Annotated in this window: 17 protein-coding genes; 4 read left to right on the top strand and 13 right to left on the bottom strand. The window is 54.6% G+C overall.

Annotated features, from left to right (window positions below; genetic code table 11):
- Positions 1–94: 94 nt before the first annotated feature.
- From QLH52_RS02010 to QLH52_RS01950, 13 genes are all read right to left on the bottom strand, one after another.
- Entirely contained in the window at positions 95–1,492 is a 1,398-nt protein-coding gene (locus QLH52_RS02010; RefSeq protein ID WP_319960386.1) for a 3'-5' exonuclease family protein, read from the bottom strand.
- The gene (gene gcvP, locus QLH52_RS02005; protein ID WP_319960385.1) at positions 1,476–4,397 is read right to left on the bottom strand and encodes an aminomethyl-transferring glycine dehydrogenase; all 2,922 of its coding nucleotides are present in this window, start codon (positions 4,395–4,397) and stop codon (positions 1,476–1,478) included. Before gcvP ends, QLH52_RS02010 begins: the two co-directional genes overlap by 17 nt.
- Positions 4,398–4,401: 4 nt before the next feature.
- A complete protein-coding gene (gene gcvT / locus QLH52_RS02000) occupies positions 4,402–5,490 on the bottom strand; it encodes a glycine cleavage system aminomethyltransferase GcvT (RefSeq protein WP_319960384.1) in 1,089 nt (362 codons plus the stop codon).
- A 152-nt stretch (positions 5,491–5,642) separates the two neighbouring features.
- A complete protein-coding gene (locus QLH52_RS01995; protein ID WP_319960383.1) occupies positions 5,643–9,326 on the bottom strand; it encodes a hypothetical protein in 3,684 nt (1,227 codons plus the stop codon).
- 159 nt (positions 9,327–9,485) lie between these two features.
- Positions 9,486–11,180, bottom strand: coding sequence for an FHA domain-containing protein (locus tag QLH52_RS01990; protein ID WP_319960382.1), 1,695 nt, complete (start codon positions 11,178–11,180; stop codon positions 9,486–9,488).
- A gap of 172 nt (positions 11,181–11,352) precedes the next feature.
- Positions 11,353–12,426: a hypothetical protein gene (locus tag QLH52_RS01985; RefSeq protein ID WP_319960381.1), complete on the bottom strand. Its 1,074-nt coding sequence runs from the start codon at positions 12,424–12,426 to the stop codon at positions 11,353–11,355.
- Complete coding sequence (locus QLH52_RS01980) at positions 12,401–13,813, bottom strand: MBOAT family O-acyltransferase (protein WP_319960380.1); 1,413 nt, start codon at positions 13,811–13,813, stop codon at positions 12,401–12,403. Before QLH52_RS01980 ends, QLH52_RS01985 begins: the two co-directional genes overlap by 26 nt.
- A gap of 119 nt (positions 13,814–13,932) precedes the next feature.
- Complete coding sequence (mltB, locus tag QLH52_RS01975; RefSeq protein WP_319960379.1) at positions 13,933–14,913, bottom strand: lytic murein transglycosylase B; 981 nt, start codon at positions 14,911–14,913, stop codon at positions 13,933–13,935.
- A 13-nt stretch (positions 14,914–14,926) separates the two neighbouring features.
- Positions 14,927–16,057 carry a rod shape-determining protein RodA gene (rodA, locus tag QLH52_RS01970; protein ID WP_033156057.1) on the bottom strand — a complete coding sequence of 377 codons (1,131 nt, stop codon included), beginning with the start codon at positions 16,055–16,057 and terminating at the stop codon, positions 14,927–14,929.
- Positions 16,054–17,904, bottom strand: coding sequence for a penicillin-binding protein 2 (mrdA, locus tag QLH52_RS01965; protein WP_101052073.1), 1,851 nt, complete (start codon positions 17,902–17,904; stop codon positions 16,054–16,056). Before mrdA ends, rodA begins: the two co-directional genes overlap by 4 nt.
- A gap of 6 nt (positions 17,905–17,910) precedes the next feature.
- On the bottom strand, positions 17,911–18,399 hold the full coding sequence (mreD, locus tag QLH52_RS01960; protein ID WP_033156055.1) for a rod shape-determining protein MreD: 489 nt from the start codon (positions 18,397–18,399) through the stop codon (positions 17,911–17,913).
- Positions 18,386–19,282 carry a rod shape-determining protein MreC gene (gene mreC, locus QLH52_RS01955; RefSeq protein WP_319960505.1) on the bottom strand — a complete coding sequence of 299 codons (897 nt, stop codon included), beginning with the start codon at positions 19,280–19,282 and terminating at the stop codon, positions 18,386–18,388. The genes mreD and mreC overlap by 14 nt, the downstream gene beginning before the upstream one ends.
- 180 nt (positions 19,283–19,462) lie before the next feature.
- On the bottom strand, positions 19,463–20,506 hold the full coding sequence (locus tag QLH52_RS01950; protein WP_020484718.1) for a rod shape-determining protein: 1,044 nt from the start codon (positions 20,504–20,506) through the stop codon (positions 19,463–19,465).
- Between the two features lie 114 nt (positions 20,507–20,620).
- On the opposite strand from QLH52_RS01950, the gene gatC reads away from it, so the two are divergent.
- From gatC to gatB, 4 genes are read left to right on the top strand one after another with little or no spacing between them, the layout of a single operon-like run.
- Positions 20,621–20,908: an Asp-tRNA(Asn)/Glu-tRNA(Gln) amidotransferase subunit GatC gene (gatC, locus tag QLH52_RS01945; protein ID WP_319960378.1), complete on the top strand. Its 288-nt coding sequence runs from the start codon at positions 20,621–20,623 to the stop codon at positions 20,906–20,908.
- An 8-nt stretch (positions 20,909–20,916) separates the two neighbouring features.
- A complete protein-coding gene (gene gatA / locus QLH52_RS01940; RefSeq protein ID WP_033156053.1) occupies positions 20,917–22,368 on the top strand; it encodes an Asp-tRNA(Asn)/Glu-tRNA(Gln) amidotransferase subunit GatA in 1,452 nt (483 codons plus the stop codon).
- A gap of 12 nt (positions 22,369–22,380) precedes the next feature.
- A complete protein-coding gene (locus tag QLH52_RS01935) occupies positions 22,381–22,983 on the top strand; it encodes a Uma2 family endonuclease (RefSeq protein ID WP_033156052.1) in 603 nt (200 codons plus the stop codon).
- 18 nt (positions 22,984–23,001) lie between these two features.
- Positions 23,002–24,441, top strand: coding sequence for an Asp-tRNA(Asn)/Glu-tRNA(Gln) amidotransferase subunit GatB (gene gatB / locus QLH52_RS01930; RefSeq protein WP_205453279.1), 1,440 nt, complete (start codon positions 23,002–23,004; stop codon positions 24,439–24,441).
- Positions 24,442–24,447 lie beyond the last annotated feature (6 nt).

Raw genomic sequence — 24,447 nt, 5'->3', positions numbered from 1 at the left:
GCAAAGGGCTAACCAGGCGCAGCCTAGAAAGCTAGAATAAAATATAAAAAGGTCGTAGATACCAATTAGAAAGGCGTAACCGAACGAACGCGGTTCAACCAACCACTCTAAACGCCTTTGACAACCCAACAACCTCCGCCTTTTTCAACGACTTGCTCAGCAACATATAAGTATCCCGATCAAAAGCCGGCCGACCGCTCTGCAACAGCTCCGCGATGTCCGCTTCGTTTTTCGCAGTCCCCAGATAACACCAGCGATCAATCACATGCAGTTCCGCGCCTTCGCGCACGCCAATCGCGCCCGGATACGGCCAGACCGCGAGTTTGAGTTTTTGCATGGCGATCAACAGCCGCGCCGCGTGCGCCAACGGTGCTTCCAAACCGACGCAGGCGCCGCGGCATTTTTTGATCTGGTGGCCAAAGCAGGGCCGGCCGGCGGCGGTTTTCTCCAGGCCCAGTACGCTTAAACACAGGCCGTGCTGCTCGGCGACGCCGCGCAAGGCTTTTTGGGCGTCGCGCAGACTGTGGTACAGGCCGTACAAATTATCCTGGGCGCCGAAATCCAATTCGCCGGCCCAACTCAATACCGGCTTGAGCTGTTCTCCCTGTTGTTGCAATTGCCAGGCGCACAAGGCGTTTTTGCGGCGCAGACGCTGATTGTGCACCGGGGTTTTTTCCTTAATCAGGCGCGCTTCCAGCAACAGCGCGCCCAACTCACCTGCGGTTTCGATCCAGTCGATGCGTCTCAGTTGTTGGGCCAGACTCATCTCTTTGCTGTTCTTGTGGTCGGCACCGAAATGCGCCAACACCCGGTTGCGGATGTTGACGCTTTTACCGATGTACAGCGGCAGGTCGTTCTCGCCGTAAAACAGGTAAACGCCAGGGGTTTCCGGCAAATCGTGGATTAAGTTTGGGTCGATGTTGGACGGCAGACTGGAGCGGCCGACCAAACGCTGGGCGGCTTGGTCGACCACCGCCTCCGAGAACTGCTCGCAGGCTTGAGTCCAGAATTGGTGAATCAATTGGGCATCGGCCAAGGCCCGGTGCCGGTCTTTGGCTTGCAAACCATGCCGTTCGATCAGGCTGTCCAGATTATGCCTGTGGTACTGCGGATACAAAGCCCGCGACAGTTTGACGGTACATAACACTTGCGGCCGAAAGCTCATGTCCAACCGGCTGAATTCGTTCTTCAAAAACCCGTAGTCAAAACGGGCGTTGTGAGCAATGAACAAGCGCCCTTCCAGCAATTCCGCCACCTCGCCGGCCACTTGCGCAAAACTGGGCATCTGCGCCACCATTTCATTGCTGATGCCGGTCATTTGTTCGATGAACAACGGAATCCGGGTTTGCGGGTTGACCAGTTGGTTCCATTCCCGCACGCCGTCTTCATCGACCAGCACGATACCGATTTCGGTGATGCGATCCTTGGTGGCAGTCGCGCCGGTAGTTTCCAGGTCGACGAAGGCCAGCGGCTGGTTAACGAGTTTCGACATCGCACTCCGTCGCGGCTTGCGCCCAGTCCAGCGGACAACTGCAAAATACGTGGCGGTCGCCGTAGACGCTGTCGATGCGGCCGACCGGCGGCCAGTATTTGTCGTCGTGCTGGTGGCAGTCCGGGAAGAAGGCTTTTTGCCGGGAATACGGCAAATGCCAGTCCTCCAGCAACAGGCGGTGGGTATGCGGTGCGTTGTGCAACACGTTGTGCTGCGGGTCGGCTGTGCCAGTCTCGATCTCGCGGATTTCGTCGCGGATCGCGATCATCGCCGCGCAAAAGCGGTCGATCTCGGTTTTGTTTTCGCTTTCGGTGGGTTCGATCATCAAGGTATCCGGCACCGGAAACGATACGGTCGGGGCATGAAAACCGTAATCGATCAGACGCTTGGCGATGTCCTCGACCGTGACGTTGGCGGTTTTTTTAAAGGCGTGGCAATCGATGATGCATTCGTGCGCGACCCAGCCGTTGGCGTCGGTGTACAGAATCGGGTAATGCGGCGCCAGGCGGCGGGCGATGTAATTGGCATTCATGATTGCGGTCAAAGTTGCTCGGCGCAGGCCGGTGGCGCCCATCATCGCGATGTAGGCCCAGGAAATGGTGAGAATGCTCGCAGAGCCCCACGGCGCCGCCGATACGGTACCCACCGTGCCGTGTTCGCCCTTGGCGGGATTGACGCCTTCCACGAGTGGGTGATCCGGCAAGTACGGCGCCAGATGCGCACCCACACCGATAGGCCCCACGCCGGGACCGCCGCCGCCGTGCGGGATGCAAAACGTCTTGTGCAAATTCAAATGCGCCACGTCCGCGCCAATCTTGCCGGGCCGACATAGACCGACCAAGGCGTTGAAATTAGCGCCATCCATATACACTTGGCCACCGTGTTGATGAACGATGTCGCAGATTTCCCGAAACGCTTGTTCGTAAACGCCGTGGGTGGACGGATAGGTAATCATCAAGGCCGCCAGCGTATCCTTAAACTGCTCGGCCTTGGCGCGCAGATCGGCGACATCGACATTGCCGTGGTCATCGCAGGCCACGACCACGACCTGCAACCCGGCCAAAGTAGCGCTGGCCGGATTAGTGCCGTGCGCCGAGGCCGGAATCAGGCAGATGTTACGTTGGCCCTGGCCGTTGACCTGGTGGTATTTGCGGATCACCAGCAGGCCGGTGTATTCGCCTTGCGAGCCGGCATTGGGTTGCAACGAGAAGGCATCAAAGCCGGTTAAATCGCAGAGCATGTCCTCCAGCTCGGCGAATAATTGCTGATACCCTTGGGCTTGATACAGCGGCGCAAACGGATGCATGGCATTGAATTCGTAGAACGAAATCGCCTGCATTTCGGTAGCGGCATTGAGTTTCATCGTGCACGAACCCAGCGGGATCATCGCCCGGTCCAAGGCAATATCGCGGCGCGCCAGCCGGCGCATGTAGCGCATCATCTCGGTTTCCGAATGGTACAGACTGAACACTGGATGGCTCAGAATTGCGTCGTCACGCAATAGCGTATCCGGGATGCATTCGCCCAGCGTCGCATCCAACGCGGCGATGTCCGGCAATTCGGCAATCGGCGAAGCGAACACCTGCCATAAGGTGCGTAAATGCTCGCGGTTGGTGGTTTCGTCCAGAGCAATACCCAGCGTATCGGCATCGATAACCCGCAGATTGATATTCACATCAGCCGCCTGTGCGGCGATGCGGCGGGCGCGATTCGGCACGCTGACCACCACGGTATCGAAATAACATTGGCTCAGTACTTGATGGCCGCCTTGCACCAAACCCGCTGCCAGAATCTGCGCATAGCGATGCACCCGGCCGGCGATTAGGCCCAGCCCTTCCGCGCCGTGATAAACCGCATAAAACCCGGCGATCACCGCCAATAACACCTGGGATGTACAGATATTACTGGTGGCCTTATCGCGGCGGATGTGTTGCTCGCGGGTTTGCAGGGCCATTCGCAAAGCGATCTGGCCGTGACTGTCTTTGGACACACCAATCAAACGCCCAGGCATCGAGCGTTTGAATTCGTCGCGGGTAGCAAAAAACGCCGCGTGCGGGCCGCCATAGCCCATAGGCACGCCAAAGCGCTGAGCGCTGCCTACCGCGATGTCGGCATCGAAAGCCGCTGGCGGCTTAAGCAAGACCAAACTCAGTAAATCAGCCGCTACCGTGACCAATGCTTGTTTGCCGTGGGCAATCGCGGTCGCTTCGGTCAGATCGCGGATTTCGCCGCTGGAGCCCGGATATTGCAGAATCAAGGCAAAGAAATCGTGTTGCGCCAGATTGTCGAACGGATCGGCGACCACCACTTCGTAGCCCAAGGAACCGGCTCGGGTCTGCACCACCGCAATGGTCTGCGGATGGCAATCTTTGTCGATCAACACGGTGTTGGACGGGCTTTTTGCTAGCCGCCGCGACATGGTCATGGCTTCCGCCGCCGCAGTCGCTTCGTCCAGCAGCGAGGCGTTGGCGATATCCATACCGGTCAAATCGATGATCATTTGCTGAAAATTCAATAAAGCTTCCAGCCGGCCCTGCCCGACTTCGGCTTGATACGGCGTGTAGGCGGTGTACCAGCCGGGGTTTTCCAGGACGTTGCGCTTGATCACCGCCGGCATGATGGTGTCGTAGTAACCCATGCCTATCATCGATACCAACACCTTGTTGCGCTCGCGCATTTTGCGCAAGTATTTGATCACCGCCCGCTCGCTGATGGTATTGGTAAGTTTCAGCGGTTCGTGATTCAAAATATTGGCCGGAATCACTTGGCCGACAATCTGTTCCAGATCGCTCAAGCCCAGCTCGGCCAGCATCTCCTGAGTCTGTTGAGCATTGGGACCGATGTGGCGTTGAATGAAATTACCGCGCATTTCCAGTTGGTCGAGACGGGCGTTTTTTGCAGACATGGCTTTATGTTCTCCGGTAACGGTGCGGAACGAAAGGTAGCGAAGTGACCGTCACCGAAATAGCAGAGTTCCGCACCAGCGCGGTTAATCCGGTACCCGGCTCGGCAAATCGGCGAGCCAACAGCGCCATCGCCACCGGCCGATTTAGACTCGGCGAGAAACTGCCGCTGGTCACCGTGCCGATTGGCTGGTCTTGATGCACAATCTCACAGCCGTCCCGCACCGGAATACGGCCATCCACCGTTAGGCCGACGCGCACTCGCTCCGCGCCATCCTGCCGTTGCTGCAGAATTTTTTCCGCGCCGGGAAAATCGCTGTGGCCTTTTTTGAATATCCACTGCAAACCCGCTTCGATAGGTGTAATCGATTCGTTAAGCTCGTGACCATACAGGCACAAACCGGCTTCCAAGCGCAGCGTATCGCGAGCCCCCAGGCCAATCGGTTCAACGCCCTGTTCCGCCAACAGCAAACGGGCGATGCGCTCCGCGTCGGCTTGCGGCAAGGATATTTCAAAGCCGTCTTCGCCAGTGTAGCCGCTACGGCTGATGTGGCATAGGGTTCCGGCAATCTCGGTGGCGCACGCTTGCATAAATTTCAGCTCGCCAGTCTGCGGCGCAAACTTGGCCAGCACCGCTGCCGCAGCCGGCCCTTGTAAGGCAAACAAGGCTAGCTCAGCTAACGCTTCGAATACGCAATCGGCCGGTAATTGGCTGCGCAGATAAGCAAAATCCTTGTCCTTGCAACCGGCATTGACGATGAGGGATAAGCCGGATTCGATGCGGGTGACGATGATGTCGTCGATAACGCCGCCGTCGGCGTTGGTCAAGACGGTATATTTCTGCGCGCCGCACTTTAAATCGACAATGCCGCCGGGCGTGAGTTTTTCCAACGCCTCCGCCGCGTGTTCGCCAGTTACCCTACACTGGCCCATGTGCGAAATATCGAAGAAACCGGCCTGGCTGCGGCAGTGCAAATGCTCGTGAATGATGCCGTTGTTGTATTGCACCGGCATCTGGTAACCGGCAAACGTGGTCATCTTGGCACCTAGTTGCCGATGTAAATCGTATAAGGGAGTTTGCTTTGAACTATTCACCTGGCCATCCCGTGTGGATTAGTAATGGTGCAAGTCTAGCCGCGCAGTGCGGCCAAACCAAGGTATTTAGCATTAATGCCGCACGCAATATCGTTTGGCAATTTTCGAAAAAACAGTTTTGCGTTCCACCAACACGGCCATTCCGCAGTCCGTCAATCGGCAATCGCCTGGAGATAATGCGCCCGCGATAATACATACACGGGGCTGGAGGAAATTGAGACGATGGCCTGGCCCACGTTATCGACGGCCAGTTCCCGCGCTTGCCCGACGACATCCACCGCCACCCAGGCTTTGCTCGGGTCCAGCCGTATTGGCCAGTCACTGCGGGCATCATCCGTCCGCCAGATCATCAAAGTCTCGCCGAAATAGGCAGCCTGGACCTTATCGTCGTGGGTATCGACGGCTCGATAAGGCCAGCCGTCGATCAGCGCGCCGGCGGTATACATGGCCGCTTCGCCGGGCTTATGGCCTAAGGAATAGTCCCAGATTCGGCCGTAAGCCAGGTCATATTCGTGGGCAATACAAAACGCTACACCCAGATAATCCTGACGGCTGTTGACCCAGGCGATGATTTTCGCTACCTGCTCGGCCTGCCAGCGCCGGCCGCTGAAACCGTGCATGGCCTTGGCACCGGTTTCGCCAAGCCAGAACGGCAATTTGTTGGCTTTGCCTAAATCGGCATAAGCGGCCAGCACGCCCCGCTCATCTTCTGTGGAGCCATTACCAATCGGCCCGCCGAAACGCGGCGGCTGCTGCGGATAGGCATGCACATCCCAAGCATCTTGGTAGTTGTCCAAACCCAATTGCAATACCTGTTTAAACCAATCGCCCTCGCCTGGTCTGACCAAGCTGCCGCCGACATAATGCGCGTCGCTGCGGGCTTGATGAGCTTGTTGATATTCCCATTTCGCTCGTTCGACCCAATGCGCCGGCTCGCGCAGCGTTTGCCAATCGGCTTCATGGCGAATGTCTATTTCGTTTGTGGCTTTAAAATAGCGAGTGTAAGCCGCCGCAGATTGGATAAAGCTTTGGCCGTCAACAGGCTTGTCGTTCAACCAATTGCTGTCGCCTGAGGAATCGGCAAATAGCTGCAAGCCGCGCTGCTTGGCTTGTTCCCACAGCGGCTGATAGTCGGGAGCAAATCCCGGATAGCTACCGTAGCTTCTGAAAATCCCCATCCGTTCCAGCCAAGCAAAATAGCCGCCAGACTGCCTGAAACTTTTGTCCCCGTCGGCCAGCGCGTAGTAGTCGTTGTTCCAGAGTTTCTTTTGCGCCAGCCTTTGCTTTTGGGCGGCATTGCCGCCGACCAGACTAAAACCGTCGGCTGGATAATGCATGATCAAGCGGCCGTCGGTCGTATACAAGGACGGATAGACCGCGTAATAACCCGGCTCAAGAAGCTTGCCAAAATCGGCTTCAATCTGACCGGGAAAGGTATCGCTGACTTCCCGTTCGGCGATTTGTTTACCGCTGTAATCGACCAGGCGCAGACGGCATTTTGCCGGAAAGCGCAGTAACGGCGCCGATAAAGTAGTTTCTTCCAAAATCGGCTGCCAGCGTAAATCCACTTTTAACCTCAGCGCATCCCCCGGATGCAGCAGGTTGGCCGGCGCATCAACGAACACGATAGGCCGTAACTTTGTGGCAATCTGTTGTAAAGCCAGATCCGCATCGGGATCGCTAACTTGGGTTGTCAAGCCTGCCGATGTCTGTCCGGCTGGATCGGTGAATGCCCCGGAGAAATAAAAGCGCTGTCCTTGCTCATGTTGCATTACCAGTTTCAGCAGCAGGCTATGCCAGCCGGGCGTCAAGTTTAGCGTCGCCACTTGCGGGGACAGCCTACGCTCCGCTGATGCAGTTGCCGGCAAGCCTTCGGTGGTCAAGCCATGCAATAGCGTTTTGGCTTGAGCACCCATGGATTTGGCAAAGCCGGCTGGTGGGTTTGGATCATCGGTAAACGTAATAGATTGACCATCCAGCCAGCCGGCTGATTTGATACCGGATTGCCTTAGATGCAACAGCGTTGGCGTTGCTTGCCGAGCGTGGATGTAAAGTTGCGCATAGCCGGTACCGCGCGACCAACCATAAGCATGTGCCGTGCTGGCTTCTATGTCGGCGTCACCGTTGGCCTGGGTTGCTGCGATGCGCCAATCGCGCATTTTGCCACCCATCATTTCCAGGCTCAGATAGGCTTGCTGAGGGTTGGGCCGTAAGATAGTTTCCGTATCCAGGCCAAACACCGATACGCCGGCTTGGCCGTCTTGCAAACCTCCGACCAGCCAAGCCATTGGCACACCGTTTTGCAACGGTGTCGGCGGCAGGGGATTCACTTGGGCGGGTATCGGCATAGTGCCGAATTTGCCGGGTTCAGTCAGAAACTTGAGCACCTCCGCTGCTGCGGCCGGTTGAGTCAAGACGCCGAGCACGGTGAAATGGTCGTCGGCGATTACTGCGGCGGGCAGAGTCTTAATATTTAACTGCCCGGCCATCGCTTCGGCTGCGGGGCCGAGCAAATAAGTGACCGGCAAATTTTCATAGACCGGTCGCGCCGCATCCGCAGCCAAACCGCGAAATAACCTCTCGGCATGTTCGCCCTTGCCATCCAACAGATAGAGGCGTCGCGGGCCTGCGGCGGCAGGTTTGGTCAACGCCAAAAAGCGATTTCTGGCCTGCGCTTGCTCGGCGGACATCCAATCGCCGACCGGCTTATCAAGTATTAATAAAAATGCGTCGAAAACTTTGGCCCCGTCGGCCTTGCCGCTATTTTCGATGTCCAGCCAACGGTCGCCAGGCAACAATGTCACACCGGCGGATGCCGGCAACCATTGGTATTCCCACGGGGTGTTGTTAGTCAGGGCAAACTCGGTGCGAGTCGCCAGTTCTTCAGGTTTTGCACCGGCCTTGACGATGAAGCGTTGTTTGACCTGAGACACTTCGCCGCCGCTTTTATAGCGGGCCAGCAATCGATATTCCCCGGGCTTAAGGGCTGTCGGCAATGCAAAACGAAAACTACCGCCCCAATCGCCAAACCCTTGATGAAACAATAATGCTTCATCCTGCTCGATGGCCAGTGCGCCGGTATTGTGGCCTGCCGTGGCGCTACCAGTAACAACGTCGAGATAGCGCGGCTTGGGCAACGCCGCCAAGATTGGCGCCTTGCCTAATTCCAAGAGCACTGCCGGTTGATCCGCACGACCCTCCCAGGGCAACGCCGCCCACGGCGGAGCCAACAAAAACGCATCGAACACTTTGGCATCGTGACCATTGCCGCTGTTGCGAATTTCGATCACCGTATCACCGGCTTTCAGCGGCACCGGCTTATCACCGGTCATCCAGGCGTATTCCCAGCCGCTGGGTTTCAGCGCAAAGCTGCCGCGCAACGCCAACTGACCGGTATCCGGTCCCGCCCAGATTTCAAAAGTCTGTACGCAAACATTTGGATCGCCGCCCTGCCGCCAGCGCGCCCAAAATTTAAAATCACCCGCCGCAGGCTGGGTTAAGTTGAACCGAAAAGCCGCCGGCCATGCGCCAAAGCCGGCATGCAACACGTTGACAGCATCAGGTTCGACTTGCCAACTGACGCCGGCTTGCGGTTCCGGCAGCGCTTGGCCTTGCACGATCTGGACACCGGGCAGGGTATGAGATAGTGCAGAAGGCGCACTGCCCAACTCAAGCAAGAAGGCCGGGTGCTGCGGCGTCGGATTAATGGGAAGATTATGAGTTGCGTCATTTAATCCGGCCTGGCTCGCACCAGGAGCGGCAATTGCCAGCAGACAGGTAAAAATGCAGCGCGCGGAAACCGAAAACAGCCGAAGGGATATAGTGCGGGGAGGCATCGAAAATCCTTGTCAGTTATAAACACCCGAGCCCAGCCCGGGAGCAGACACATCCTTGTCGACACCATGATAAAACAGCTTGGCAAAAATTTCCGCTTTAGTGCCCGTTCATTAGCCGATGCAAATCATTGGGCGTTGCGCTGGAACAAAAACAGAAACTCAATTGACGGCCTGAGTTAGCTGTAGAAGTGGCGGGCTGAAGTCGAAACCGAAATGCTTAGGGTCTTCGCCTATCACCGCCGCCGAGACGATGTAAAACACGTAATCGTAGGTTTCTACTGGAATTTCGTATTGCTGGATGAATTTCCAGAAATTGCGGTCGCGCGGGTTATCCGGCATTTTTTCCACCATCCCGCGTACCTTATTGTGGCCGTAGTTGTAGCTGGCCATTACCAACAAGCCCGATGCTTGAGCTTGCTTGCTGTAGATGTATTTCAGGTATTTAGCGCCGGCTTGAGTGGCCTGCGCAAAGTCAAAGCGCGCGTCCTGCTCGTCGTACTCCCTAACATTCGCCAGCGGTCCGGGCGGCAGCCCGTATTCCTGTCCGGTGGTCGCTAAAAATTGCCAGGCCCCCTTGGCAATGCCAAAGCGCGTTTCCGGCCCTATCGCTTTCGTGTCGTAATTGCTTTCCTGCAACGGCAAATAGATAAAATAAGCGGGCAGACCTTCCTTATCCAAGGCCTCCAGTACCATCGGGCCGTAATGGTTGTCTTGCATGTTTTTAATAGCCAGGCGCAATCTGCCGGTATCTTGCCAGTTTTTGATGTATTGCCGCACTTGCGTGACAAATTCTTCAGGCAGTTCCAATTCGCTTTCGCCAAAGCCTCTGACCACACGAGTGATTAACTCACGTTCATACTGTTCGTCGGTCGGAAAGCTCAGGCGTAGAAAATCGATTTCTTTCAGGTATTCCTGATACTTGGCTTTCATCAGCTTCAGCTTCTGCCGTTCCTCGGCCAGGCGTTTTTTTTCTTCCAGAATTTTCGCCTGCTCGGCTTTGATGCGCTCCTGCGAGACCTTTAGTTTTTCGTCCTTTAACTCCTCCAGAGCCTTACCCAGAGATTCGATATTTTCCGCCAAGCGAATATCGGCTTGCGACAAACTGACTTCCAGGGTTTTGACGTCGTAAAACATGTTGATCGCCAGCTTACGGGCATTGTCCAGCGCCAGGTATTGGTAAGTGACCAAGCCGGCGGCTATTACAAACAAGATTCCCAAAGACCAAATCAGTTTTTTATAGTTTTTGGTTCTGACGGTTCTATCCTCGCGGATCACCCGCCGCACCATGCGCGTGTAATCGCCCATATCCGCCGATTCTTCTTCGGACAACAGGCGGTTTTTGATGGCGTCGGCAGATAAATTCGGCTGTGTCTTGGGTGGTGGGGCTATGGGCTGATTTAAAACCGGCGTTTGCGCGGCGGCAAATAAAGTGGCGTCGTCTTTAGGCGTGGGCAAAACGGGTTTTGCATTTGCCGAGGCGATTTTTAGTTCAAACGGTGAAACGCCCAAACCCAACGATACCGGCAACTGCAACTTGGTTTTGGCGGCCAGTCTTTGCTTATCCAGATACACGCCGTGCGTGCTATTTAAGTCATAAAGCCACCAGCCGTCCGCTTCGCGCTTGATTTGCAAATGATGCCGGCTGATGGATTGATCGTTGACGACCACCGAGTTCTCTGCGGAGCGGCCGACACTAAAACTGTTTTCAAAAGCATAGTTGGCGATCACTTGTCCGCTGATATTCAGCAAATCGACCAGTAGCGTTTCCGGCTTGACCAATACGGTGCGATCAGCATCCGCTTCCGGTGCTTTAAACGGACCGACACCCATGAAAACGGTTTTATCGTCTTCCATCAATTTGCCTCATCGTTACATTGCCTGCGCCAAAGCTTGCTATCCGGCCCTTAAATCTCGTCACTCCCGCGCAAGTGGAATTTCAATCGCGGCAATAGATTCCCGCTTTGGGAATGCCGGCCGCAAAGAATTTAAGGACGGGGTTAGTAATCGCTCTTATGTATAGGCGATTTCAAAAAACCGCTTTAGCTTTTAATCCCGAAACCAGCTGTGTGGTAAATGCCTGTTTATCTCGCATATCCAAATGCGAGCCGTCCGGCAATGCAAAGTTTAACGCCGGATAATCCTGCGAATTAAAAGTTATTGCTCGGCTATGAGCGGCAAATACATCCCAACCAAATTCACGTGGGCTTCTATGCTCATCAATGGCGAAAATCAATCCTGCCATCGGGAAATTGATAAAGGCGATTTTGCCGCCCCGCTCCAAAATCCGGTCTGTCAGGCGATTGACGTAGAAAAACTGCTCCGGCGCGTAATGGGTCGGTGCCGATTGTTGCAAAGCGTCAATCACCAGACGTTCGAAATCGGCTTGCGAAGCTACTTTAGCAAGATCGACCGTTTGCCCAAGGTTACGCAACACCCGCTGAATATAAAACATCGGCTGGTCGACCAATTGATAATCGGCATCGCGTTGCCGATTGGGCTTTGTGCTGAGATAAAGCGGCCTGACTTTGCCCGGCGTAATCAACCGTATCAACAAATCGCTGGCCGACATGCCGCTGGCGTATAACGCAGACCATTGTTGCACCCGACTTTTCAGTAGCGTTTCCAGCTTGGGCGCCACCAGGTCTTTGTATTCTTTGTGGTAAAAGCTGATCCATTCGTTGGCGCGATCGGTGTGCGATTTTTCCACCAATTTCCAGACATCGCCGGACACCAGTACGGTGCCGGTAATACTGTCATCGGCGGCCAAATCAGCCAACACCGGCAAAAACTCCGAACCGTCTATCGCCAGTTGCACTGGGGTTAAGCCGGTTGCGGCGGCCAATACATCCAGATCCATATCCAGTTGCATGCGCGAGTCGCCGACCAGGATCAGGGCCTGCTTACCCAGCAACGCGGCTTTAGTGCGTTCGGTGGCCCATAACTCCTTGCTGTCCTGCACAGTGGGCTGAAAGCCGATTTGCCGTAACCTCAGCTCGACAACCGTCAACAGCAGCACGGCAATCGCCATCCCCGCCAGAACGCTGCGTTTAAGGGCTTGCTGGGGCAAACGATCACTAGAATTGGAAGTATATGAATGCACGACTATCACCCGTAGAAAAAATACCCACACAAACCATCAACAAGGCGACGAGGCTGGTTTTGACCATGGGCGAAAAACTGTCGAATCGTTGTTCAAGCCTGATGTCCCGGCTGGCGATATGCCAAATCAACGTTGTTGCCATGACGGTCACGACGACAATCCGGCTGAGCATCCCCAATTCACTACTGCCCGTGGTATTGGTCAGTGCCCCTAATATTGCCGCTAAGTTGTCGAAGCCTTGCGCACGAAACGGAATCCAGGTCAGCGACACCAGCAAAAAGGTCAGCACAATCAGCACCAGTTTTGGCGCAAGCCCAAGCGGACGATAAGACGTGACTTGCTTGATGCCGTGTTCGACCACTAAAAACAAGCCGTGCAAACATCCCCATACCGCAAAAGTCCAGGCCGCACCATGCCATAGTCCACCCAAGATCATTACCAATACCAGATTAAAGACGGTCCTAACGGGCTTACCTCTGCTGCCGCCGAGACTAAAATACAGGTAATCCCGTAACCAGCTGGACAGCGAGATATGCCAGCGCTTCCAGAAATCCGAAAAGCCCAGCGCGCCATAAGGACAATGAAAATTATCGGGCAGGCTAAAACCCAAAGTCAGCGCAGCACCGATGGCGCATAAGGAGTAGCCGGCAAAGTCGAAAAAGATTTGCCCGGAAAACGCCAACACACCCAGCCAAACATCCTGCGCGGCAAACGCACTGGGCGTAGCGTAAATCTGATCGACTACCGGCGCTAAGGCAGTGTCGGCCAAAATGGCTTTGGCGAAAATTCCGAATAAAAATAGCGTCAGCCCCCAAATGAATTGCTGACTGGTGGCTTTTTGCGGGGCTTTACACTGGGGCAAAAACTGGGGTGCGCGGACAATTGGCCCGGCCACCAGTTGCGGAAAAAAGGTCACAAACAAGGAAAAATCCAGAAAGCTGGTTTCGGCGGGCGTTTTGCGTTGATAAACGTCCAGCGTGTAGGACAAGGTTTGAAAGGTATAAAAAGAAATACCTATCGGCAACACAATGCCCAAAGGCAGCGGTTGATAGTTGATTCCAGCCAGTCCGAGCAGGCCGGCAAAGCTTTGATTCAAGAAATCCGCGTATTTGAAAAAACCCAGAAAACCAAGATTCACCAACAAACTAATCGTCAGCAAACCTTTGCGCCGTTCCTGGCTTTTTGCCGCCGCCATGGTTTTGGCCAAAAAAAAGTCTACGGTGGTGGAAATCCATAACAGCACCACGAATGGCGGATTCCAGGCGGCGTAGAACAAATAACTGGCGATCAATAGAACGATTTTCTGAGCTCGCCAATTACGTATCGAATAATGCAGGGCTAAAACGACTAGCCAAAAAATCAGAAATAAAAACGAATCAAATTGCATAGGCCGGCTGCCAGTTGAAACAGGGCCGACAGAATCGGCCGTGTAAAGTCAGATGGACGCGCTGGCAAGCTTGTATTTGCCAGTGCCGGACAAGAATAGTCCAACAATGGCAATCACGCTTACGAAGCCTTGCGGGCGGCAATGGCCTGGCTGAGTTGATACACCGCCATAGCGTAAAGCGGGCTGTGGTTATAGCGGGTGATGACATAAAAGTTATGCAGGCCCACCCATAAATCTTCGCCAACCTGTTGCTGGTAAGCCAACAGTTTGACGGTTTCACTGGCGGCTAATTGCGTAGGAATATCCACGCCTAAACGACGCAATTCGCCGACATTCGTATCCGGCTTGACGCCCTTGCTCAATGCTTGCCGATAGGCTTCACCACGGGCACTAACCGGGTAAGCGACAGCCCCGCCCGGTTGCCACTGGTTGCGCACGAAATAATTAGCCACACTGGCAATCGCATCTGAGCTGTTAGTCCAGATATTCCGTTTGCCGTCCAGATCAAAATCCTTGGCGTAGCCGCGAAAACTGCTGGGCATGAATTGCGGCAGCCCCATCGCCCCGGCGTAAGACCCCATGGGTTGCAGAGGGTCCATGTGCTCTTCGCGGGCCAGCACCAGAAATTGCTCCAATTCCTTCAGAAAAAACTCGCTACGCGGCGGATAGGCAAAACCCAGGGTAGCCAGCGCATCGATCACCCGGTATTTGCCGGTATGCGCGCCGTATTTGGTTTCCACGCCGATGATGGCGATAATGATTTCCGCCGGCACGCCGTATTGGCTTTCCACAGCTTTTAGGGTTGCCTCGTTGTCTTTCCAAAACTGCACACCGCCCGCAATACGCGCCTCGGTCATGAATATCTCGCGATACTGAAACCAGGGCTTGCCCTCCGCCGGTTTGGACATCGCATCCAAAATCGGCTGCTGGATTTGCACGGCCTTGAACAAATTCCGCAATTCAGCTTCGTTGAAATGCTGCTGTTTGACCATGTTGTGGATAAACTGTTTGAAGCTGTCTGTTTCGGCAACTTCAGCGGAGGCGGAAACCGGACCCAGTAGCGTAGCAGCTAAAAGCCAAGCGGATAGTTTCGTGTGCATATTCATAAGCCAATTAAACAGGTAGTAATTTACGGTGGGTATGGATGGACATCAGAATACCGAAGCCGGCCATCAGCGTCACCATCGAGGTGCCGCCGTAGCTAATCAATGGTAGCGGCACGCCGACCACCGGCAGCACGCCGATCACCATGCCGATATTCACAAAAACGTAGACAAAAAAAGTAAAGGCCAAACTGCCGGCCAACAGGCGCGAGTAGGTATCCTGGGCTTGCACGGCAATGTAGAAACACCGACTGATGACCAGCAGATACAAAACCAGCAACCCGACGCAGCCGAACAAGCCAAACTCCTCGGCAAACACCGCAAAGATAAAGTCCGTGGAGCTTTCCGGTAAAAAATCCAGTTCCGCCTGACTACTGCCCAACCAGCCCTTGCCATTGATGCCACCGGAACCGATGGCAATCTTGGATTGAATGATATGGTAACCGGCGCCCATGGGGTCCGCTTCCGGATTCATAAACGTCAATACGCGGTTGCGCTGATAGTCGCGCATGAAATGCCACAACACCGGGGTCAAGGACGCCAGTAAAGCTACAATACCTAGCATGAACCACCACGACAAGCCGGCGAAGAACAACACCGCCGCCCCGGAGCTGGCAACCAGCAAGGAGGTCCCCAAATCCGGCTGTTTTGCAATCAGTAAAACCGGCACTATCAATAGCGTCGCCGCGCCCAACACATGCTTGGGCTTGGGCGGCAAGGCCCGTTCCGACAGATACCAGGCCACCATCATCGGCGCACTAATTTTGGTAAATTCGGACGGTTGAAAACGAAAGAAACCCAGATCCAACCAACGCTGCGCCCCCATACTGATCTGTCCCATCACCGCCACCGCCAGTAACAACAACACGCAAATCGAGAACAAGGCCACTGAAAAACTCTGGAAGCGGCGAGGATTGATGTGCGCCAATACGATCATCAACAAAATGGCGAAACCCATGCGGGTGGCATGCCGAATCAACAAGGGCACTTCTTGCCCGCCGGCGCTGTATAAGATCACAAAACTGGTCGCGCAAATCAGCAACAATCCGATAAACAATGGGATGTCGATATGCAGCTTTCTGAGTAAATTACCCAGCAGCGATGGCGGCTGAAACTGCTCATTGCGCATTTCGGTTCTCATGGCTGCGGCTCCTTTTTTTGATTCAGATAGGCATCGATAATTTCGCCGGCAATCGGCGCCGCTACCGAGCCGCCGTGGCCGCCGTGCTCGGCGATAATCGCCACCGCAATTTGCGGGTCGTGGACTGGCGCAAAGGCGATGAACAAAGCATGGTCGCGCATTTTAAAATCGATGGCGTCCTCGTTGTATTTCTCCTCCTGCTTGATGGTAAACACCTGCGCGGTACCGGTCTTGCCGGCAATTTGATAGGTAATGGCCTTAGCCAAGCGGCCGGCTGTCCCTCTAGCTCCGTGTACCACATTGGTCATGCCTTTGATGATGTTATCGACGTTTTGGGTTTTCAGCGGAATTAGCGCATCGGCTTTACCGCCTATCATGTCCGCGTAATCAGCGCTGATGATACTGTGCACCAAATGCGGTGTGATCACTTTGCCGTAGTTAGCCAGCGTAGCAGTAGCGTGAGCCAACTGCAGCGGCGTGGCTTGCGTGTAACCCTGGCCGATCCCGGTAATCAGCGTTTCGCCCGGAAACCAGGCCTGGCTACGGTAATGTTTTTTCCATTCTTTGGACGGCATCAATCCATCGACCTCGCCGACCAAATCGATCCCGGTTTTCCGGCCGAAACTGAATTTGTCCATAAAGTCGTGCATCTTATCGATACCCAATGCTAAGGCGAGGTCGTAAAAATACACGTCGCAAGACTGGGTAATAGCCTCGTTCATATCCACCATGCCGTGCCCCCACTTTTTCCAGTCGCGATATTTGTGATCGACATTCGGCAGCTTGTAATAACCCGGACAGAACAAACGGTGGTTAAAGTCGGTGACGCCATATTCCAGACCGGCCAAGCCTAGAAACGGCTTGACGGTGGAACCCGGCGGATACTGGCCGCGCAAGGCTCGGTTGTATAAAGGTTGATCCGGCGAGTCCTGCAAAGCCTTGTATTCCTTGCCGGAAATCCCGGAAACAAACGGATTGGGATCGAAACCGGGCCGGCTGGCGAACACCAGCACCCCGCCGGTCTTGATTTCTATCGCCACCGCCGCGCCGTTGTATTCCGACAAGGCATCGTAGGCGATTTTTTGCAAATCGATGTCCAGCGTCAGGTAGATATTGGAACCGGCCACCGGCTCCACCGTCGCCACGGTGTTGACCGCTCTGGCCTGCGCATTGGTTTCTATTTCCTCGTAACCGGCGGTGCCCAGCAAATGCTCTTCATAGGTTTTTTCGATGCCGGTTTTGCCGATGTGGTTGGTGCCGCGATATTTGGCCAGCGGCAAAGTTTGCATTTCCTTCTCGTTAATCCGACCGACGTAGCCAACCACATGGGAAGCCAAATCGCCGTAAGGATAATGCCGCACCAAGCGGGCGTAGACATCGACACCGGGAAAATACGGCCGGACCACGGCAAATTTAGCGACTTCTTCGTCACTCAGATTTTGCAGTAACGGCGTACTGGTAAAAGATTTATTGCGCTTGCGCTGTTTTTGAAACAAATCGATTTTTTCTTCGGAAATGTCCAGCAGCTTCTGTAGCCTGACTAGGGTGTCGTCGAGATTTTCGATCTGCTCCGGAATCAATTCCAAGCTGTAGGTTGGCACGTTTTCGGCGAGCATCCGCCCCTTGCGGTCGTAAATCACCCCGCGAGTAGGTGGCAAGGGCGAAATCTTGATGCGGTTATCCTTTGATAGCGTTGCGTAATGCTCGTGACCGACCACCTGCAAATACACCAAACGGGTAACCAAACCGGCGATCAAAAACAGGATCAAGATAAACGCCGCGACGATGCGGCTTAAAAATAAGCGACTTTCGGCGAGCGGATCTTTAATGGCGAATTTTCTATCCATGCCCCGTTAAACGATACGCGCCATCACCCGGATATAGCGCAGCACCACAAACACCAGCGGCCACACCAAGGTGCCGGATAACACCGGATACCAAAACGCCAGGGATAGGCGGTTGCCGGCTTGCATGCTTTCGGTGCCGAAAATTATGCTCTGCGACGCAAACAAACACAAAAACACAAACAAGCATTGCTGCACCATCGGAAATTGCCGCAAACGCCGATGCTCGTTGATACTGAAATAGCAAATCAGCGCATAAATCAAGGCATACTGCCCCAACAAACGGCCGGTTAATACGTCAGTCAACAGGCCTATCGACCAAGCGCTGAATACGCCAAACCGTTCCGGCAAGGCAATGGACCAGTAAATCAACACCAATACGATCCAGTCCGGATTGAATACATCCATGCTGGGAAACAGTGACATTACCCGCAGCACCATTGCCGCGCCTATGGTAACGATGAAGTAAACGGTGGCGGCAAAATCAAGGCGCGACATGCTCGGCTTCCTTGGCTTCCGGCTCGGCTGGCGCTTTACCCTGCTCGCCTAAAACCACCGGCGTGGAATGACTCCAGACGATCAAAAACTCGCGGCTTTTATCCAATTCCGCCTTGGGCGTGGCGTAAATATTGGCAAAGGATTTGTCCGGCCTGGCTTCGAATTTATCCACTACCGCGACCGGATAACCGGCCGGAAATACCCCGCCCAGCCCGGAGGTAACCAGCAAATCACCCGGCACGATGTCGGCGTTATTGGCAAGAAACGGTAAATGCAGTCGATTGGGCTGGCCGGTACCGAAAGCAATGGTACGCAAACCGTTGCGGTTAACCTGTACCGGGACGGCATGGTCGGGATCGGTGATCAGCATCACTTCCGAGCTGGACGGTAATGCTCGCACCACTTGGCCGACGATGCCGTTGGCATCCAAAACAGGCTGTTCCGGATGCACGCCAAAACGCGAGCCTTTGTTGACCACCACCGTGTGTTCGTAAGGCGCCAGTTTTACCGACACCAGCTCCGCTACCAGTACCTGTTCGCCCAGCTGAAAGGAGTTTTCCAGCAACATTCGCAGCCGGGTGTTTTCCTTTTCCAAGGCTGCGAATTTCAACAATTTCGCATCGTTGACGAACTGAGCCTCTTTCAAGCGGCGGTTTTCCTTTTGCAGCTCCACAAAAGAAATCACCGTTCCGGACACGGTCTGATAAAAATCGACAGGTAGACTGGCCAGCGATTGTAAGGGATAGGTGAACAGCGATAACAAGGAGCGCAACCGGTCCAGGCGTTCACTGCGATAATCAATCACTAACATCGAAATTGATACCAGCAATGCCACCAGTAAGCGGGTATTAAGTGAAGGGCCTTTGGCAAATAAGAGTTTTATGGCAAACCTCTAACAATCAAAACGCGACGGGCAAGACCGGCACCCATCGACGCGACAGCAAGAACAATCAAGCTCCGCTCATGGGCAGTTCATGTGCCGAGCGGCATAAATTCGTAGAAAAGGCCACTGTAGCCGCTTTACGCGGTCACAGCGGCCTTTCAGAGATATTTCGGTACAGCGTTATTCCAAAGAGAACGCTGAAGCACCTTTAGAGTCCAACATTTCCAACACCATGCCACCGCCGCGGGCTACGCAAGTCAAGGGGTCGTCGGCGATATACACCGGCAGGCCGGTTTCCTCGGAAATCAAACGATCAATATCTTTTAACAATGCGCCACCGCCAGTCAACACGATTCCCCGGCTGGCCACGTCGGCACCCAGTTCCGGCGGGGTTTGTTCCAACGCCACTTTAACGGCGCTGACTATGCCGGATAGTGGTTCTTGCAAGGCTTCCAGAATTTCATTGCTGTTCAATGAAAAGCTGCGCGGCACGCCCTCGGCCAGATTACGGCCGGTGACCTGCATTTCCCGCACTTCGCTACCAGGATAGGCGGCACCGATTTGATGTTTGATTTTTTCGGCAGTCGCTTCGCCAATCAAAGTGCCGTAATTACGGCGCACATAGCTGATGATGGCGTCGTCGAAGCGGTCGCCGCCGATTCGGACCGACGCCGAATAAACGATACCATTCAAGGAAATCACCGCCACCTCTGAAGTGCCGCCGCCAATATCCAGCACCATCGAACCGTGTGCAGTATCCACCGGCAATCCGGCACCGACTGCAGCCGACATCGGCTCTTCAATCAAATATACTTCTCTAGCACCCGCCATGGCCGCCGATTCACGAATTGCCCGCCGTTCCACTTGCGTAGAGCCGCAAGGCACGCAGATCAGAATACGCGGACTGGGCCGCAACAGTTTGTTTTCGTGGACTTTTTTGATAAAAAACCGCAGCATGCGCTCGGTGACCGCAAAGTCGGCAATCACGCCGTCTTTCAACGGCCGAATAGCGGTAATATTGCCGGGCGTACGGCCCAACATGCTTTTGGCGTCGGCACCGATAGCCGCGATGGTTTTTTGGCCGCGAATTTTGTCTTCTTTAATCGCCACCACGGAAGGCTCGTTGAGTACGATTCCCTGGCCCGGAACATAAATCAGCGTATTTGCCGTACCCAAATCGATCGACAAATCATTGGAAAACAGGCCACGAATTCTTTTAAACATTTTATGCAGTACCCTAAGCGCACACGGAAAATCCCGCTACTTTAACAATCAAGCAGGTATTTGAGCAAGATATAAAGTATCATAGTTTTACTAAGAAAACCTGGAGTTACAAGAATGTCGTTAACGGCGAATGACGTTAAAAAAATCGCTCACCTGGCGAGGCTGGGCATTGCTGAACAAGATGTTGAACACTATGCAAAAGACCTATCCGGGGTACTGGCATTAATGACGCAAATGGGCCAATTAGACACGACCGGCGTGACACCCATGGCGCACCCGCTGGATCAAATGCAGCGCCTGCGCGAAGATGCTGTGACCGAGAGCGATCACCGCGACCATTTCCAAACCATCGCCCCGCAAACCGAAGCCGGATTGTACCTGGTCCCCAAAGTCATCGATTAAGGACGATTATGCACAAACTTACCCTCACCGAACTGGCAGCCGGGCTGCGCAGCAAAGCATTCTCCAGCTTAGAACTGACTCAACATTTTCTGGACCGCACCCACCAGCACCAGAACTTGAACGCATTTATTACCGTCAGCGCCGACAGCGCCTTGCAACAGGCCCAGGCGGCCGATCAGTTACTGGCTAGCGGCAATGCTGGACCATTGGCCGGCATCCCCATCGCCCAAAAAGATATTTTCTGCACGCTAGGCACTAAAACCAGCTGCGGCTCGAAAATGCTGGATAACTTCATCGCCCCTTACGATGCCACGGTGGTTGAACACTTCAACAGGGCCGGCGCGGTGATGCTAGGCAAATTGAACATGGACGAGTTTGCGATGGGCTCGTCCAACGAAAACAGTTTCTACGGCCCGGTGCGCAACCCTTGGGCGACCGATTGCGTCCCCGGCGGTTCGTCCGGCGGCTCGGCGGCGGCAGTCGCGGCGCGTCTGGCGCCTGCGGTGACCGGCACAGACACCGGCGGCTCGATTCGCCAGCCGGCAGCGCTGTGCGGTATCACCGGATTGAAACCGACTTACGGCCGCGTGTCGCGTTACGGCATGATCGCCTACGCTTCCAGCCTGGATCAAGGCGGCCCGATGGCGCGTAGCGCCGAAGACGCGGCTTTACTTTTGCAGGTGATGGCCGGCTTCGATCCCAAAGATTCGACCAGCGTCGATCAACCCGTACCTGACTATAGCGCCAGCCTGAACGATAGTTTACAAGGCCTGAAAATCGGTCTGCCGAAACAGTTTTTCAGCACAGGGCTGAATAGCCAAATGGCCGCCGCCATCCACGCCGCGGTTGCCGAATATCAAAAACTGGGCGCGGAAGTCAAAGAAGTGGACATGCCGAATCTGCAGTTGGCAATCCCTGCTTATTACGTGATCGCTTCCGCCGAATGCTCGTCCAACCTATCGCGCTACGACGGCGTGCGCTTCGGTTACCGTTGCCAAAATCCCGCCGACTTGACCGACCTTTACACTCGCTCGCGTGGAGAAGCCTTCGGTGCCGAAGTCAAGCGGCGGATTTTGATGGGCACCTATGCGCTGTCGGCCGGTTATTACGATGCTTATTACTTAAAAGCCCAGCATGTGCGCCGCCTGATCAGCGACGACTTCAAACGCGCTTTGAGCGAAGTCGACGTACTAATGGGCCCGGTCACGCCAAGCACGGCATTCAAAATCGGCGAAAAAACCAGCGATCCGATTCAGATGTATCTGGAAGATATTTACACCATTGCCATCAACTTGGCGGGTTTGCCGGCGATGTCGATTCCGGCCGGATTCATGGACGGCAAACCTGTGGGCTTACACGTGATAGGCAATTATTTCAGCGAAGCCAAGTTGCTGAATGTCGGCCACCGCTACCAGCAAGTCACCGATTGGCACCTGCAAGCACCAAAGGGTTTTGAATAACGGAGATTAGTCATGGCTAAGATCACCGAATTGTCGCAGTTGGATATGGATGGCACATACAGCTATGCCGATTATTTGACTTGGCGGCTTGAAGAATCCGTCGAGCTGATTAAAGGCAAGATCATGGCGATGTCGCCCGCGCCCAACCGCAAGCATCAGTGCATCTCCGGCAACTTGTTCCTGTATTTGGGAAACTATTTCAAGCGCAAACCCTGCGAAGTGTTTGTCGCACCATTTGACGTAAAGCTTTACGACCGCCGTAAATCGCTACTCAAAAATGGCGAAGCCTTCAGCGTCGTCCAACCCGACCTATGCGTGATTTGCGACAAAGACAAACTCACCGAACAAGGCTGCGACGGCGCGCCGGACTGGATCATTGAAGTCTTGTCGCCCGGTAACAGCCGCAAAGAAGTGCGCCTGAAATACGACTTATACGAAGAAAGCGGCGTAAGAGAATACTGGCTGGTATTTCCCTACGAACAAATCGTGCAGCAATTCGTGCTGGACGAGCAGGATAAATATCAATTGCGCGGCTTATATCCGGGCAACGAAATCGCCGCTCCGCATTTATTCCCCGACCTGCAAATCGACCTGAACGACGTTTTTGCCGAATAAGCTTTAAAGGAACCACGAATGAACTCACAATGGGAAGCCGTCATCGGCCTGGAAATCCACACCCAACTGTCTACAAAATCGAAAATCTTCTCCGGCGCCGCCACTGCCTATGGTGCGGAACCCAATACCCAGGCCTGCGCGGTCGATTTGGGCTTGCCGGGAGTTTTGCCCGTATTGAATAAAGACGCCGTGCGCAAAGCTGTAACCTTCGGTTTGGCCATCGACGCCGAGATTGCCCCGCATTCGGTGTTCGCCCGCAAAAACTATTTTTATCCGGACTTACCGAAAGGCTACCAAATCAGCCAGTTCGAACTGCCTATCGTCGGCAATGGCCATCTGGACATCGAAGTCGATGGTGTCAGCAAACGCATCGGCATCACCCGCGCCCATCTTGAAGAAGACGCCGGCAAATCCTTGCACGAAGACTTCCACGGCCTGACCGGCATCGACTTGAACCGCGCCGGCACACCCCTGCTGGAAATCGTTTCCGAACCGGATATGCGTTCGGCTAAGGAAGCGGTCGCTTACATGCGCAAGCTGCACGAACTGGTGCGCTACCTGGAAATCTGCGACGGCAATATGCAGGAAGGTTCGTTCCGCTGCGACGCCAACGTCTCGGTGCGCCCGAAAGGCCAAGCTGAATTCGGCACCCGCGCCGAAATCAAGAACATCAACTCCTTCAAATTCGTCGAAAAAGCCATCAATCACGAAATCGAGCGGCAAATCGATGTCATCGAAGGCGGCGGCAAAGTGGTTCAGGAAACTCGCCTGTACGACGCCAACAAAGACGAAACCCGCTCCATGCGCAGCAAGGAAGAAGCCAACGACTACCGCTACTTCCCCGATCCCGACCTGTTGCCGGTATTGATTGAAGAATCGTTGAAAAATGAGATTCGTGCCACGCTACCGGAACTGCCGGATGCCAAGAAACAGCGTTTCATCGAGCAATACGCCCTGGATAACGAAAGCGCTACTACCTTGACGTCGTCGCGCGAATTGGCCGACTTTTACGAAACAGTCGTCAAAGCCTCCGGCGGCGAAGCGAAGCTGGCGGGCAACTGGCTGACCGGCGACGTGTTGGGCGCATTGAACAAAGCCGGATTGGAAATCGGCGATTGCCCGGTCAATGCCGAGCGCCTGGCCGGCCTGCTCAAACGCATTGCCGACAACACCATTTCCGGCAAAACCGCCAAACAGGTATTCGATAAGCTCTGGAACAGCACCGACAGCGCCGACGAAATCATCGAAAAAGAAGGCTTGAAGCAGATCACCGACAGCGGTGCGATAGAAGCCATCGTCGATAAAGTGATAGCCGCCAACCCGGTGCCAGTCGAGCAATATCGGGCCGGCAAGGACAAAGCGTTGATGGCTTTGGTCGGGCAGATCATGAAAGAAACCCAAGGCAAGGCCAACCCGGGTGAAGTGAACAAGATGTTGATTGCCAAGCTGAAAAGCTAAGGACTC

This window comes from Methylomonas defluvii (assembly GCF_033949435.1).
GTDB classification, from domain to species: domain Bacteria; phylum Pseudomonadota; class Gammaproteobacteria; order Methylococcales; family Methylomonadaceae; genus Methylomonas; species Methylomonas defluvii.
Note: the sequence above shows the minus strand (reverse complement) of the source record. Positions and strands in the feature narration are given on the sequence as shown.

What these genes read in the sequence shown, in the direction of transcription:
- QLH52_RS02010 (WP_319960386.1), bottom strand. Translation starts at nt 1,492, where the DNA reads ATGTCGAAACTCGTTAACCAGCCGCTGGCCTTCGTCGACCTGGAAACT.
- gcvP (WP_319960385.1), bottom strand. Translation starts at nt 4,397, where the DNA reads ATGTCTGCAAAAAACGCCCGTCTCGACCAACTGGAAATGCGCGGTAAT.
- QLH52_RS01995 (WP_319960383.1), bottom strand. Translation starts at nt 9,326, where the DNA reads ATGCCTCCCCGCACTATATCCCTTCGGCTGTTTTCGGTTTCCGCGCGC.
- QLH52_RS01990 (WP_319960382.1), bottom strand. Translation starts at nt 11,180, where the DNA reads ATGGAAGACGATAAAACCGTTTTCATGGGTGTCGGTCCGTTTAAAGCA.
- QLH52_RS01980 (WP_319960380.1), bottom strand. Translation starts at nt 13,813, where the DNA reads ATGCAATTTGATTCGTTTTTATTTCTGATTTTTTGGCTAGTCGTTTTA.
- mltB (WP_319960379.1), bottom strand. Translation starts at nt 14,913, where the DNA reads ATGCACACGAAACTATCCGCTTGGCTTTTAGCTGCTACGCTACTGGGT.
- rodA (WP_033156057.1), bottom strand. Translation starts at nt 16,057, where the DNA reads ATGAGAACCGAAATGCGCAATGAGCAGTTTCAGCCGCCATCGCTGCTG.
- mrdA (WP_101052073.1), bottom strand. Translation starts at nt 17,904, where the DNA reads ATGGATAGAAAATTCGCCATTAAAGATCCGCTCGCCGAAAGTCGCTTA.
- mreD (WP_033156055.1), bottom strand. Translation starts at nt 18,399, where the DNA reads ATGTCGCGCCTTGATTTTGCCGCCACCGTTTACTTCATCGTTACCATA.
- QLH52_RS01950 (WP_020484718.1), bottom strand. Translation starts at nt 20,506, where the DNA reads ATGTTTAAAAGAATTCGTGGCCTGTTTTCCAATGATTTGTCGATCGAT.
- gatC (WP_319960378.1), top strand. Translation starts at nt 20,621, where the DNA reads ATGTCGTTAACGGCGAATGACGTTAAAAAAATCGCTCACCTGGCGAGG.
- gatA (WP_033156053.1), top strand. Translation starts at nt 20,917, where the DNA reads ATGCACAAACTTACCCTCACCGAACTGGCAGCCGGGCTGCGCAGCAAA.
- QLH52_RS01935 (WP_033156052.1), top strand. Translation starts at nt 22,381, where the DNA reads ATGGCTAAGATCACCGAATTGTCGCAGTTGGATATGGATGGCACATAC.
- gatB (WP_205453279.1), top strand. Translation starts at nt 23,002, where the DNA reads ATGAACTCACAATGGGAAGCCGTCATCGGCCTGGAAATCCACACCCAA.